12 protein-coding genes and 1 tRNA gene are annotated in these 13,042 nt (G+C 60.8%); 11 read left to right on the top strand and 2 right to left on the bottom strand.

The window, feature by feature from the left end:
- Positions 1-2,637, top strand: a 2,637-nt coding sequence (locus H4Q31_RS19675) for an ABC transporter permease (protein ID WP_185180768.1), incomplete at its 5' end; no start/stop codon positions are given.
- 233 nt (positions 2,638-2,870) lie between these two features.
- Here H4Q31_RS19675 and H4Q31_RS19670 read toward each other — a convergent pair.
- On the bottom strand, positions 2,871-3,887 hold the full coding sequence (locus H4Q31_RS19670; RefSeq protein ID WP_185180767.1) for a LacI family DNA-binding transcriptional regulator: 1,017 nt from the start codon (positions 3,885-3,887) through the stop codon (positions 2,871-2,873).
- A gap of 135 nt (positions 3,888-4,022) precedes the next feature.
- Here H4Q31_RS19670 and H4Q31_RS19665 point away from each other — a divergent pair.
- A tRNA-Arg gene (locus tag H4Q31_RS19665) sits at positions 4,023-4,099 on the top strand.
- Positions 4,100-4,204: 105 nt separating this feature from the next.
- On the top strand, positions 4,205-4,627 hold the full coding sequence (locus H4Q31_RS19660; protein WP_185180766.1) for a VOC family protein: 423 nt from the start codon (positions 4,205-4,207) through the stop codon (positions 4,625-4,627).
- Positions 4,628-4,924: 297 nt separating this feature from the next.
- On the opposite strand, the gene H4Q31_RS19655 is transcribed toward H4Q31_RS19660, so the two are convergent.
- Positions 4,925-5,341: a VOC family protein gene (locus H4Q31_RS19655; protein WP_185180765.1), complete on the bottom strand. Its 417-nt coding sequence runs from the start codon at positions 5,339-5,341 to the stop codon at positions 4,925-4,927.
- Between the two features lie 275 nt (positions 5,342-5,616).
- Here H4Q31_RS19655 and sigY point away from each other — a divergent pair, with 275 nt between their 5' ends.
- The 8 genes from sigY to H4Q31_RS19615 all read left to right on the top strand — a co-directional run bounded on the left by sigY (position 5,617) and on the right by H4Q31_RS19615 (position 12,678).
- Positions 5,617-6,177: an RNA polymerase sigma factor SigY gene (sigY, locus tag H4Q31_RS19650; RefSeq protein ID WP_185180764.1), complete on the top strand. Its 561-nt coding sequence runs from the start codon at positions 5,617-5,619 to the stop codon at positions 6,175-6,177.
- Complete coding sequence (locus tag H4Q31_RS19645) at positions 6,149-6,583, top strand: DUF5345 family protein (protein ID WP_185180763.1); 435 nt, start codon at positions 6,149-6,151, stop codon at positions 6,581-6,583. The genes sigY and H4Q31_RS19645 overlap by 29 nt, the downstream gene beginning before the upstream one ends.
- A complete protein-coding gene (locus H4Q31_RS19640; protein ID WP_185180762.1) occupies positions 6,571-6,777 on the top strand; it encodes a hypothetical protein in 207 nt (68 codons plus the stop codon). Before H4Q31_RS19645 ends, H4Q31_RS19640 begins: the two co-directional genes overlap by 13 nt.
- A gap of 13 nt (positions 6,778-6,790) precedes the next feature.
- Positions 6,791-6,994 carry a PLDc N-terminal domain-containing protein gene (locus H4Q31_RS19635; protein WP_311771770.1) on the top strand — a complete coding sequence of 68 codons (204 nt, stop codon included), beginning with the start codon at positions 6,791-6,793 and terminating at the stop codon, positions 6,992-6,994.
- Between the two features lie 2 nt (positions 6,995-6,996).
- Positions 6,997-7,920: an ABC transporter ATP-binding protein gene (locus H4Q31_RS19630; protein ID WP_185180761.1), complete on the top strand. Its 924-nt coding sequence runs from the start codon at positions 6,997-6,999 to the stop codon at positions 7,918-7,920.
- Entirely contained in the window at positions 7,917-8,696 is a 780-nt protein-coding gene (locus H4Q31_RS19625) for an ABC transporter permease (protein WP_185180760.1), read from the top strand. Before H4Q31_RS19630 ends, H4Q31_RS19625 begins: the two co-directional genes overlap by 4 nt.
- 368 nt (positions 8,697-9,064) lie before the next feature.
- The gene (locus H4Q31_RS19620) at positions 9,065-10,810 is read left to right on the top strand and encodes an ABC transporter ATP-binding protein (protein WP_185180759.1); all 1,746 of its coding nucleotides are present in this window, start codon (positions 9,065-9,067) and stop codon (positions 10,808-10,810) included.
- Complete coding sequence (locus tag H4Q31_RS19615; protein ID WP_185180758.1) at positions 10,807-12,678, top strand: ABC transporter ATP-binding protein; 1,872 nt, start codon at positions 10,807-10,809, stop codon at positions 12,676-12,678. Before H4Q31_RS19620 ends, H4Q31_RS19615 begins: the two co-directional genes overlap by 4 nt.
- The last annotated feature ends 364 nt before the right edge of the window (positions 12,679-13,042 follow it).

Here is a 13,042-nt window from a genome sequence, read left to right as displayed (position 1 = left end):
TCCGTGGCGCTGATCAGCGCGATCGGCACGATGGGGCAGAGCATGCAGGACAACGCGCTGCAGAAGGCGATATATGATTCGGGGGCCTATCACTTCGGTTATGGCGAAGCCGAACCTAAGCTGTATGAGCAAGTGAAGAACAACGTGCTGGTCGGGCAAGTCGGCGTGTTGAAGGCAGGACCTGCGACGGAGCTGGCGGACGGCTTCGAGATGAAGCTGGTGGAGGCGAACCCCGATGCGTTCGCTCTCGCTCCGCTGCATCTGCAGGAAGGACACTGGCCGCAGTCGCCGGACGAAGTCGCAGTCGAGCAATGGATGCTCGCGCGCCTGCCCGGCGAACCCAAAGTCGGCGACACGACGGAGCTGAACGGTCCAGACGGTTCGGCGCATACGTACCGGATTGCCGGCGTGCTGAACAACTCGCGGAGCGGCCAGCAGGAGGCTGCTTCGAAGGCGTATACGCTGATGAACGGTTCGGCGGCCCAATCGGGGACGCTTATGGTGCTGGCAACGTTTAAGCATGGCGTCGATATTAGCGACCATCTGCCGGAGTTCCGGAAGCTAAGCGAGGAGCAATTCGCGGTGAATCGAGAGGTTCTCGGCTATATGGGGGAGTCGCCTGACGGCAACTTCAATTTGTCGCTCCGGATTATCTTTGGAACGCTGATTGCGCTGGTAGTGTTATCGACGGCAGCGGTTATTTATAACATTTTCCACATCTCGGTGTTGGAACGGATTCGGCAGTTCGGCCTGCTGCGCACCATCGGCGCTTCGCCTAGGCAAATCCGGGGACTCGTCTTCCGTGAAGCGACGGTGCTGGCGGCCATTGGCATCCCGCTCGGCCTGCTGTGCGGCTGGGGCGCGCTATGGCTCGTCATTCGCCTGATGCTGTCCGCCGGCTTCAGCATTCTGGACATGGAAGACTTCCAGTTGACATGGCACAACTGGATTATGTTCGGAAGCGTGTTGGTCGGTCTGCTCTCGGTATATCTCGCCGCCTGGCTGCCTGCGCGCAAGGCTGCCCGCGTGTCGCCGGTCGAAGCCGTGCGCGGCGCTGGCAGTATCGTACGCGAATCGTTCCGGCGGGGGCTTGTGCCTTCACCGCTGTCGAGCTTCGGCGTAGGCGGCAAGATGGCGGCGAAGAACATCCGGCGCAACCGGAGCAAGTTCCGGATTACGACGTTCTCGATCGTGATCAGCGTGACGCTGTTCATCGTGTTCCATTACTTCACCCAAGAGATGTTCCGGATCACGACCGCTTCCAATGAAGAGACCCGAATCGCCTTCTCGATCTATGAGAATAACATCGGAGGCGGCGGACTGGCGGATCGTGCGGACGGTGAGGAAGACGACGAGGCTCAGCAGCGCGAATTCCTCTCCGCGGAGCAGATGGCTCAGATCGCGGCGATTCCCGGCGTGCGCGGAGCCTATGGCAATTATGGCTCGATGGGTATGCCGATCTGGGCGCCCGAGGGCAAGTTCAACCATCAGTTCTCGGCGATCTCGGGCAGAACGATGGATACGAAGAGCAAGGATGGCGTCGACTATGTGATGGCCTATTCGCTCATTGAGAAGTATGACGATGCCCGGCTGAAGGAAGCAGAGGCCTACCTGACAGCAGGCACGGCGGATCCTCGCAAGCTCGAAGCAGAGAACGCGGTATTGCTCGTGCAATCGGTGAAGCCGAGCGATCCGGAGACCGGCAAGCGCACGCTGCTGGATATGACGCAATATAAAGTCGGAGATAAGCTGTTGATCGACTTCACGGGGTTTGCTGCGAGGAGCGAGGCTGAAGCCGGAACCGAGGATGCAGCGAGTAGCGGCGGCGGAGCGAACGGGTCTAGCTCATCGAGCAGCGGAAGCAATGGAAGCGGCGGCGATGGCGGTAACGGCGGGGGTAGCAAAAGCGACGAGAGCAGTAACGTTAGCGGCGTTCAACCCGTGCTGCGCGAGGTTACCGTCGGCGGTATCTTGTCGCAAGCTCCGTTCGGAACGATGTATCAGGAAGACACCCTCATGGTTATGGCGCCTTCGGCCGTATACGACCAGCTGGTTGATGATTACTCGGAAGATAGTATCGGCAGCACGAGGATGTACGGCGTGGATGTCGCGCTAGAGGACGGCGCGGACGACGAGGCGGTTCGCCAAGCGCTTCAATCGCTTGTCGGCTCGCTGCCGAACGCTCGACTGATCGACGTCGCCGCCGAACAGAAGCAAGAGCGCCAGTTCAACTTGCAGATGAAGATCTTCATCTACGGCTTCCTGACGGTTATCGGCCTGATCGGCAGCTTAAACATCGTGAATACCGTACAGACGAATCTGCTGCTGAGACGGCGCGAGTTCGGCCTGCTGCAAGCGGTCGGCATGACGCCGGGGCAGCTGAAGCGCATGGCTTCGCTCGAAGGGCTCTGGTTCGGAGCGCTCGGCAGCTTCTGGGGGCTGCTGTGCGGCATAGGTCTCAGTTACTTCCTGAACAGAGAACTGAACGGGATCGAGGGCTCGCCCTTCCACTTCCCATGGGGCGGCGCCTTGATCGCCTGCGGAGCGGCGCTTGCCGTCGGCCTGCTGTCGGTGCAAGGCCCGCTGCGGCGGATCTCGAAGCTGAATCTGATCGAGTCGCTGCGGGAAGAGGCTTAAGGATGCGAGACAGGGACGTCTGGCGGAAGTTAGCGGCATTGGAGCTTCCAGGGGAAGAATTCGACGGGGTCGGATGGGATCAACCGCGAAGTCAGTCGCTAGTTGTATTCTAGGCAGTTATTCGCCACTGATATAGGTGTTCGGACGAGATAAGGCGGTCATCGAGGATAGAATGGGCGCGTAGTCAACCGGCTCAGGAATCCATGGCTCCCAATGTAGGAACCCGCAACCCGCTAACGCGATTCCTTCGCCGGTCCGCACGAATCCCTCTCCACCCATTCCGTCGGCAGGATGATCCGCTTCTCAGCTAGTTCTTCGCCGCGGATGAGGTCATCAAGCAGCCCGACCGCTTGGTAGCCGATACCTTGCATATCCTGACGGACGGTCGTCAGCGCAGGCCGGACGCTGCGCGCCGCTTCGACATCGTCGAAGCCGACGATCGAGAGATCGTCCGGCACGGACAGCCCCTGCTCGAGCGCGGCTTCCAGAGCCCCGACAGCGCTGGCGTCCGAGCAGCAGATAACCGCCGTCGGCCGCTCAGGCAGGGAGAGCAGCCGGCGCATACCTTCGTAACCGCTCTCGCGGGAATAGTCGCCGGGGATCATGTACTCGGGGCGGCGGTCAAGTCCTTGCTCGGCCATGCCTTGCAGGAAGCCCCGCTCGCGCATCCTGCCCGGATACGTGCCGGCGATGCCTGATATGAAAGCGATCCGACGATGATTCAGACCAGCCAGATGCTGAACCTCCGCTCGGATCGCTTCGGCATTGTCGGAGGAGATCATGCCGACATGCTCTCCTTCCATCTCCATGTCGATGAAGACGACTGGCAGCCCGGAACCGATCAGTTCGCTGAAGTCCATATCGTTCTCTTGCATGCCGAACACGAGGAGTCCTTCCACATTGCGGCTGCGGCAATGACGCATGAGACTATAACCTGGCTCTTCAGCGTGTGCCTGCGCGAGATAGATGAGGTCGTAGCCGCGATCCTTCAATGCACGGTCAATGCCGCCAAGCACGCCGGCGAAGAAAGGGTTCGCCAGCCCCGTCGTCAGGAATACGCCGATCGTCATCGACCGCTGCCCGACAAGCGAGCGGGCCGCCGAGTTCGGATGATATTGCATCTCTTCTGCGATGCGCTGGATCTTCGCCCGGGTCGCAGCGTTGACGGTCGAATAGCCGTTCAACGCCTTCGATACCGTCGCGACCGATACGCCGGCCGCCTTAGCGATGTCGCGTATGTTTACCGGCATAGGTGTAACCGCCTTGTTCTATGCATTTTCAACCTGTGTTATGTTAAAAATACCGTTATTCAGACGGCTTGGCAATCGCTCTCCAGCCGTCGCTTTCCGTTCCGGCGGAAATTTGTTATAATGATTCTCGTTCGCGCGCCCGTAGCTCAGCAGGATAGAGCAACAGTTTCCTAAACTGTGTGTCGTACGTTCGAATCGTATCGGGCGCGCCATTTAATTGAAATGTCCAAGAACCGCGAGAAATCGCGGTTTTTTTGTATCAATTATGAGCTCATCTGGATTAAAATGGATTATAACTAAACCTTTGGAGGTACAATATGACGCTGCCATGGTCTGATCAACTGCCCGCCGTACAATTCCGCGCGGCCCGCCCCACCCATCAGCTGGACAAAATCATTGAATTCTACACCCAAGGTCTCGGACTTCAAATCATCGGCTCCTTCGCCCAACATAACGGTTACGACGGCGTGATGCTGGGACTGCCGGATGTCCATTATCATTTGGAATTTACACAGCATGTGGATGCGATTCCGACACCGCCCCCATCCGAAGATAACCTATTAGTCTTTTACATACCAAACCGGGAAGTGCGAGACGCCATTGCCGCTAGACTTAATTCCATGGGATATCCTGCTGTAGAGCCTGAGAATCCGTACTGGAAGTTGAACGGCGTCACGATCTGCGACCCGGACGGCTGGAGGATCGTCCTGCAGAACTCGGCCGGACTCGTCTCAGAATGAACGAACGGCATGAAGGGAGCCATTCCGATGTCGAAGCCCAAGAAGCGGTCCAAGCTGAGGCTGCTGGCCGGCCCTTATTACTTCAGAGTGAAGCGATACGCCGAGCGGTACTCAGGCAGGGTGAAGTTTGCCAAGCAAGCTCAAAGCGACGCGCTGCCTAATACGATTCTCGAGCATAAGACGCCGGAAGGCGCCTCGCGCTGTTCCCGAATGTACGGGCATCTGGCGGCGCCAGAAATAAGAATACGGATACTCCCCCTTCGGAGAATATCCGTATGTACCAGCTGGTTACTCTCCTTAGCTCTCGAGGCTGAGCTGCCAGCCGATGCCGTACTTATCCTTCACCATTCCGTAGCATGGGCTCCACGGCACCTCTTGAAGCTCCATTCGAACCTCGCCGCCTTCCATCAGCTTATGGAACGCATCCCGAATAGCGGCCTCATCCTTGCTCACGTAAGCAAGCGAGAAGTCATTCGTCCCCCGCTGATAAGGCATTCCCGGGAACACGTCCGAGAACATAAGCGCGCTGCCCGCGATGGTGAGCTGGGCGTGCATGATGAGGTCCTTGGCCGCCGGCGGCAGCGGATGTGCCGGTTCTTCCGGCATCGAACCGAACGTGGAGAACACAGGCTCCGGCAGACCGAACACCTCGGCATAGAACAGAACGACTTCCCGCGTGTTGCCATTGAAGTTCAAATAAGCGTTTAGCGGCAAACTAATCACTCCTTGACTCATTTTGAGGATACGACCATATTTTAGCATTATCAATAATCAAATGCAAACATACGTTCCGATCCTCGGAATAACCGATAGCAGAAGGAACGCGGGCCAAGGGGCCCCTTCGGTCTCATACCTCTCGCCGATCCTCCTTCAAACCTCTTCGCCAAAAAAATTTTTCCAGACCCCGTGAACTTTCGGACGCCTTCGAGCGTCGTACGATCAAACACGCAAGACGTCACACATTCTCGGAAAGGGGCCGGCCGGCGCCAATGAACGCTTATGTGCCAGAAGATCCAGCCGCCATTCGGCGCGCCGTCCGCGGAGACGAACGAGCGCTAGCCGAGTTGCTGCAGAACAACTACGCCATGCTGTACCGCTACATGCTCAAGGTCACGATGCACAAGGCCATGGCCGAGGACCTTGTGCAGGAGACGATGCTGCGGGCCATCGAACGCATCAGCACCTTCAAAGCCAAGTCAAAGTTCTCGACGTGGCTCATCTCCATCGCTACGCGGCTCTATATGGACGAGATGCGCCGCCAAGGGCGGGAGCGCAAATGGCAGACAGCCGAGCAGGCGCTTCAGGCCATCCGCTTCGAGACTTCGATGCAGCAGGCGGAATGGCCGCACGCCTTGGATGCGCTCGCCGAGATGCCGTATGACGTCCGAGTGCCGATTCTGCTGAAATATTATTATGGCTATGCCTACGAAGAGATCGCGCAGTGGCTCGACATTCCTCTGGGAACGGTCAAGTCAAGGCTGCACAACGGGCTGAGCCATCTGCGAAAGGAGCTTAAAGAAGATGAAGACGCGGCGAACGGGATTCGATAACGAAGGACTTAAGAAAGGCGCGGGGGATGGCGAGCGGCAGTCTCTCCGGCATATGGAAGCCAGCGACGGCGGCGCCCGCGAGGAGGCGGAAGCGGCGGAATTCCGCGAGCTTCTCGGCGATCATCTGAGCCGCTGGGATGAACGGATGGAGCCCCCCGTGCCTCGCCTGGCCGCATTGGAGCAATTGGTGTCGCAGCGCAAGGGAGAGCTCAGCCGCAAGCTGTGGCGCGATCTGCTCCTCCTGTGGACGCTGGGCATCTTCATCATCGGCAGCGTGCTGCTCATCCTTCAGTGGAATATCGCCGCTTTCGCCGGCCTTCAGGCAGCCGCTTTGATTGGCGCCATTGTCTATCTCTTCGTCCTGGCCCGCAAAGAACGGAGCGTGAAGCGCGAATGGACAACCTGACGATTGCGGTGCTGGCGGTTGTCCCCCTGCTCCTTCTCTGCCAATCGACCTGGCTGTTCAAGGACGCCCGGAAGCGGGCCCGCTATCCTTGGTTCTGGGGCATATGGGGGTTGATTCAATTCCCGCTTCCGCTGATCGCCTATTGGCTCATCGTTCGAAGCGGATGGTTCAGCCGGCGCAGCCGGTCCCATTAAGGAGGTTATCTTCGTGGAAAATATATCGGATTCTCAACTGCTGTCCTTGCTGATTCCCGTCATCGTCGCAGAGCTTGTGCTTATGGTGACGGCGCTCGTCGTCCTGGTCCGGGCGGAGCGTACGCGCGGACCCAAATACATGTGGGCGCTGATCATCCTGCTGGGCAACCTGCTCGGCTCCATCGCCTTCTTCATCTTCGGCAGGAGGTCTGATTAGCGATGGCGCTGCTGACGGTGGAGAGGCTGGTCAAGACGTTCGGAGACGTTCGCGCCGTGGACGGCGTCGGATTCCAAGTCGACGAGGGCCGCTGCATAGCGCTGCTCGGCCCGAACGGCGCGGGCAAGACGACGACGATACGAATGCTGACCGGGCTGCTCCGGCCGACATCGGGCGAGATTCGCATGGAAGGCGTCGCCCCGGGCCAAGATTATCGCGGATGGATCGGCTATCTGCCGCAGTCGCCCGCCTTCTACGGCTGGATGACAGGACGCGAATATCTCATTCACGCCGGCCGGCTGTGCGGCTTGTCGGCGAAGGAGGCGGCTCGGCGCAGCTCTGAGCTGCTCGAGCGCGTCGGCATCGGCGCGGCCGGCAAGCGCCGGATCGCCGGATATTCCGGCGGCATGAAGCAGCGGCTCGGCCTCGCGCAGGCGCTCATTCACCGGCCGAAGCTGCTCGTGCTGGACGAGCCGGTATCCGCGCTCGATCCGATCGGGCGCCGCGAAGTCATGTCGCTGCTCGGCGAGTTGAAGGCGGAGACGACGGTGCTGTTCTCGACGCATGTTCTCCACGACGCGGAGGAGCTGTGCGACGACGTGCTGATCATGCGGAGCGGCCGCATCGCGGTGGGCGGTCCGCTCGAACGGATTCGCGAACAGGACCGCAAGCCGGTCTTGACGCTGGAGACGGAAGGCGACGCCGGTTCGCGCAGTTGGCTGGAGGGCTGGCTGCGGCGGCTCCCGGACGGCATCGAAGCCTCGTCCCGGACCGCTTCCGGCGTCCGGCTCGCCGCTCGCGATCTGGATGCGGCGCGGAGTGCGGTGCTAAGAGAGCTGGCGGAAGCCGACGTCCGCGTCGCGAAGCTGGAGATCGGCCAGACGACGCTGGAAGATCTGTTCATGAAGGCGGTGGGGAATCCATGAGAACCTGGCTCGTCCTATTCCGCAAAGAGTGGCTGGAGCTCCTCCGCAGCTACAGGCTGATCTGGCTGCCGATCAGCTTCCTCGTGCTCGGTGTCTCGCAGCCGATCACGGCCTATTTCCTGCCCGACATTCTGGCAAGCTCCGGCGGCCTTCCGGAGGATGTCGTCCGTTCGATTCCGCTGCCGAACGCATCGGAAGTTATGGCCGGCTCCCTCCAGCAATTCGGAACGATCGGCCTGCTCCTCCTCGCGCTGTCGTCCATGGGAGCCGTATCGAACGAGCGCGCTTCCGGCACGGCCGCGATGATCCTGGTCAAGCCGGTCTCCTATCTATCGTTCATCACCGCCAAGTGGGCCTCGATCCTCGCGATCTCTTGGCTCTCGTTCGCGGCCGGTTACGTCGCATCCTGGTATTATACCGTCACCTTGTTCGGTTCCGTCGGCGGGCCGTCCGTCATCGCCGGCTTGCTGTACTTCGGCCTCTGGCTCAGCTTCGTCGGCACGCTGGCTCTGCTGTTCAGCTCGCTGCTCAGCAGCCCGGCCGCGGCCGCCTTCGGCTCGCTGGCGCTGGCGGCGCTGCTTCAGGTCGCGGCTTCATCTCTGCCGTTCGAGCAACCGTGGAACCCGGGCCGTCTCTCGCAGCTCGCAGCCGGCGGCTTGGACGCCGCCCTCTCGGACGGCGGCTCCGCTTGGCTGACCGTCGCGGTGACGGCCACTGCGATCGCCGCTGCGCTCTACCTTGCCGCGCGGTCGCTTCAAGGCCATAGCAGATCCTAAAGATTTCCCAAATATCCTTCGCCATTAGCATTTCATGGTTGACGCTTCTCGCGGGACCATGTTATATTCACGCTATCCTTTGCCAAGGCAAAATATTCAAGAAGAGTAAGGAGGTCGCCACAATGACGAACGCCATCACATTCGCGCAACGCCAACAGCTGCAACAAACCGTTGTCCGTCGTACAGGTTCTCATTCTTTGGCTGACCCCGCCCACGTATACACGCATTAGTCGATTCGACTTCTCGTATACTTGGCTCCAGGCGGATCCGCCTGGAGCTTTTCTATTTTTCTCCGCTCCAGGGTTCCTTCTGTAACGAGCTGCGGGTCATGCCGTCTCACCGTCTTAACAGAAAGGGGCTCTATTATCATGCCGCCATCAACCAACCTCTCCATGTCATGGTTTATTCAATATCTCCGTCCGGTCAAATGGCGCATGCTCGCGCTGTTCCTTCTGCTGCTCGCGGCAACGGCCATGCAGCTCGTCCAGCCGATCATCGTCGAGCGATTCATCGACATGGCGATCGCCCAAGGCGCGCTTAACGTGCTGCTGTCGCTGGCCGGCGTCTACCTCGCGGTGGCCGTGGCGAATCAGCTCGTCACCGTGACCGTCGATTATCTCGGCAACGACGTTGCCTGGCGCTCAACGAACCGGATCCGCTCCTCGCTGCTGCGGCATTGCCTGCGGCTCGACATGCGGTTCCACAATCTGAAGACGCCCGGCGAGATGATCGAGCGCATCGACGGCGACGTCATCCATATGTCGAACTTCTTCGCGAACTTCATCGTGCAGATCGCCGCCAGCGCCATTCTGCTCATCGGCATTCTCGGCTACATGTTCATGATCAACTGGCCGATCGCTCTAACGATGACAGTATTCACTCTTCTCGCCATCGGCGTCATGCTGGCGATCCGCAACGTCGGCGTGGCGTCTTCCCAAGCGGAACGGCAGGCCAGCGCGGAGCTGTTCGGCCTCATCGAAGAGAGGATCGCCGGCATTGAAGACGTGCAGGCGAACGGCGGCGTGCCGCGCCTCATGAATCGTTATCACCGCGCGATGCGAGCTGTCTTCCGCAGCGGGCGCCGGGCGTGGATGCACCGCGTCACGCCATGGAACACCACCGTCGCGCTCTATACGCTCGCCGTGACGGCCGTCATGCTCATGGGCGTTCGCCTGTACATGAACGATGAGATCACGCTGGGGACATTGTTCCTAATCTATCAATACACGTCGATGCTGAACGACCCAATCGAACAGATCGGCGACCGGATGCAGGACTTCCAGAAGGCTAAGTCGGGCATGCGCCGCTCGCGCGAGCTGCTCTCCCTGCGCAGCGAGATCGCGGACGGCGCGGACGACACGCTGCCGGACGGCCCGCTCGGCGTCTCGTTCGAGAACGTCGACTTCGGCTACAACGAAGACAAGCAAGTGCTGCACGGCATCAGCTTCGAGCTGCGGCCGGGCGAACGGCTCGGCCTCGTCGGACGAACGGGAAGCGGCAAGTCCAGCATCAGCCGTCTGCTGCTGCGCTTATACAACATTAACGGCGGCACGATCCGGATCGGCGGCAAGGACATCCGTTCCCTGCGCATGGAGACGCTGTACGGCAAGGTCGGCATGGTGACACAGGACGTCCAGCTGTTCGACGGCTCGCTCCGGGACAACTTGACGCTGTTCAACCCCGAACTCACAGATGAGATGATCCTCGAGACGACCGGACGGCTCGGCCTGAAGCAATGGATCGACGCCATGCCGGAAGGGCTCGACACGCCGATCTCCACCGGCGGCACGTCGCTCTCCGCAGGCGAAGCGCAGCTGTTCGCGCTGACGCGGGTGTTCTTGACGAAGCCGAGCCTCGTTATTCTCGACGAGCCGTCGTCGCGGCTGGACGCCGCAACGGAAGCGGCGCTGCAGTCAGCCGTCGATCAGCTGCTCTCCGAATGCACGGGCATCGTCATCGCGCACCGGCTGTCCACGCTCGACAGCGTCGACAAGATTCTGGTGCTGCAGGGTGGGCACGTGGTCGAATTCGGCGCGCGCGAAGAGCTGGCCAAGCGTCCGGATTCGCACTATGGGCGGCTGCTTAGAACGAACAATCAGGAGGAATTGGCGTGACGGTCACGAATTTCATGGGACGCCTGTTCCAATTCAGGCCTACCCTATATATCGTCAACGCCTTGCTATGGGGCGTCTTCCATTCGCTGCCCGTCGGCGTCGGGCTGGGGATGAAGTGGTTCTTCGACGATCGGGCGATGAGCTCTTCCCAAGACTATCTATGGCTTGCGGTACCGCTGGTCGCCGTCGCCGCGATTCGCTTCACGCGGATCGGCGTATTCTACGTCGCGATCTTCGAATGGGTCACCTATATCTATCATCTGCAAGCCGTGCTGCGCCGCAACATGCTGGCCGGCATCATGCGCTGGCCGGGGCGCAACCTGCCCGCTTCGCCGGGCGAGGCGATGACCCGCTTCCGCGAGGACGTCGACGAAGTCGTCGAATACGTGGAGTCGTGGGTCGACTTCTGGGGCCGACTCATCTACGCCGTCGTCTGCCTCGCGATCATGGCGAACATCAACTGGCTCATCACCGCCGTCGCCATTCTCCCGCTCGTCCTCGTGACGCTGCTGAACAATCTGTCCGGCAGCCGCGCGAGACGTTATACGCAGGCGAACCGGGAAGCGACGGGCCGCATCACCAGCTTCATCGCCGAGACGTTCGGCGCGGTGCAGGCGGTCAAGCTCGGGCAAGCGGAGCAGCATGTGCTCAGCCGCTTCGAGCGGTTGAATGAAGGCCGGCGCAAGGCGGCTTTGATGGACAGTCTTTTCAAGAAGTGGATGCAATCCCTCAACCAGCACGTGCTGAGCGTCTGTACCGGCGTCATACTGCTCATGTGCGCCGCCGAGATGAAGGCCGGCCGGTTCACCGTCGGAGATATCGCGCTGTTCACTTCGTATCTGACGTCGTTCTCGTTCAGCATCTCGCTGTTCGGCTACATGGTGTTCCAGCACAAGCGGCTGCGCGTCGCCCTCGGCCGGATGCGGATTCTGTTCCGCCCCGGCGAAGAGGATCGCGTCGCGGAAGCCGGGGACATTCATCTGTACGCGGACGCTCCGGAGGCGGAGGAGCCTGCGGGGCGCGAGGAAGATCGGCTGCGGAGCTTGGAGGTTCGCGGGCTGACCTATACGTATCCCGAATCCGAGAACGGCATTCGGGACATCAGCTTCCAGCTGGAACGCGGTCAGTTCCTCGTCATTACCGGCCGGATCGGCTCGGGCAAGTCGACGCTCGTGCGGACGCTGCTCGGGCTGTTGCCGAAGGCGGAGGGCAACATCGTCTGGAACGGAAGATGGGTTGAGAAGCCGGCGGAATTCCTCAAGCCTCCGCGCTCGGCCTACACGCCGCAAGTGCCGCGCCTGTTCAGCGACACGCTGCGCGAGAACATCACCCAGGGCCGCATTGTCGGGCCGGAGGAGATGGACCGCGCGTTGCGGCTGGCGGTGATGGAGCAGGATCTGCTGGCTTTGGAAGGCGGCTTGGAGACGCGCGTCGGCCCGCGCGGCGTCATGCTGTCCGGCGGGCAGATCCAGCGCGCCGCCACGGCGAGAATGCTGATGACGCATTCCGACCTATTGATCTTCGACGATCTGTCGAGCGCGCTCGACGTCGAGACGGAGAAGACACTGTGGGAGCGGCTGTTCGCGGAGCCCGACGTCACCTGCATCGCGGTGTCCCACCGCCGGGAGGCGCTGGCGCGCGCGGACCGCATTATCGTACTGAAGGATGGGCGTGTGGATGCCGAAGGCACGCTGTCCGAGCTGCTCGAGATCAGCGAGGAGATGCGCCTGCTGTGGCAGGGCGAAGCTTCGCAAGCTGCGGGAGCGGCGGGGGAAGCGGCGCGCGTGCCGGCGAATGCTGCGGTTGAAGGGGCAGAGGCGGCTGGACCGGCGACGATCCCAGGAGCTGCGGCGGCGGCAGGCGTCTAGGCGGCCCCGGGGGAAGGAGCGCGGCGCCAGCCGCGGCGGCAGCGCAGGTTGCGGAGGTTGCGAGAGCATAGAGCGGCGCGACGGGGCTGTCGAACGCATGACCGACCGAGTTGTCGGGTTTTACCCGATAACTCCTCCACATTGCGCCGCCTTCGACCCGAGTTACCCGGTTTTTCCAAACTACTCGCCGCCGTGATACGCATGACGGACCGAGTTGTCGGGTTTTCCCCGATAACTCCGCCACATTGCGCTGCCTTCGACCCGAGTTACCCGGTTTTTCCGGACTACTCGCCGCCGTGATACGCAAGACGGACCGAGTTATCGGGTTTTTCCCGATAACTCCGCCACATTGCGCCGCCTCCGA

Source organism: Cohnella lubricantis, from assembly GCF_014212015.1.
In the GTDB taxonomy this organism is placed as follows: Bacteria; Bacillota; Bacilli; order Paenibacillales; family Paenibacillaceae; genus Cohnella; species Cohnella lubricantis.
This window is presented reverse-complemented; position numbering and strand designations above follow the sequence as displayed.

Excerpts from the sequence above, each read along its gene's own strand:
- H4Q31_RS19670 (WP_185180767.1), bottom strand. The coding sequence starts at position 3,887 with ATGCCGGTAAACATACGCGACATCGCTAAGGCGGCCGGCGTATCGGTC.
- H4Q31_RS19660 (WP_185180766.1), top strand. The coding sequence starts at position 4,205 with ATGACGCTGCCATGGTCTGATCAACTGCCCGCCGTACAATTCCGCGCG.
- sigY (WP_185180764.1), top strand. The coding sequence starts at position 5,617 with ATGAACGCTTATGTGCCAGAAGATCCAGCCGCCATTCGGCGCGCCGTC.
- H4Q31_RS19645 (WP_185180763.1), top strand. The coding sequence starts at position 6,149 with ATGAAGACGCGGCGAACGGGATTCGATAACGAAGGACTTAAGAAAGGC.
- H4Q31_RS19640 (WP_185180762.1), top strand. The coding sequence starts at position 6,571 with ATGGACAACCTGACGATTGCGGTGCTGGCGGTTGTCCCCCTGCTCCTT.
- H4Q31_RS19630 (WP_185180761.1), top strand. The coding sequence starts at position 6,997 with ATGGCGCTGCTGACGGTGGAGAGGCTGGTCAAGACGTTCGGAGACGTT.
- H4Q31_RS19625 (WP_185180760.1), top strand. The coding sequence starts at position 7,917 with ATGAGAACCTGGCTCGTCCTATTCCGCAAAGAGTGGCTGGAGCTCCTC.
- H4Q31_RS19620 (WP_185180759.1), top strand. The coding sequence starts at position 9,065 with ATGCCGCCATCAACCAACCTCTCCATGTCATGGTTTATTCAATATCTC.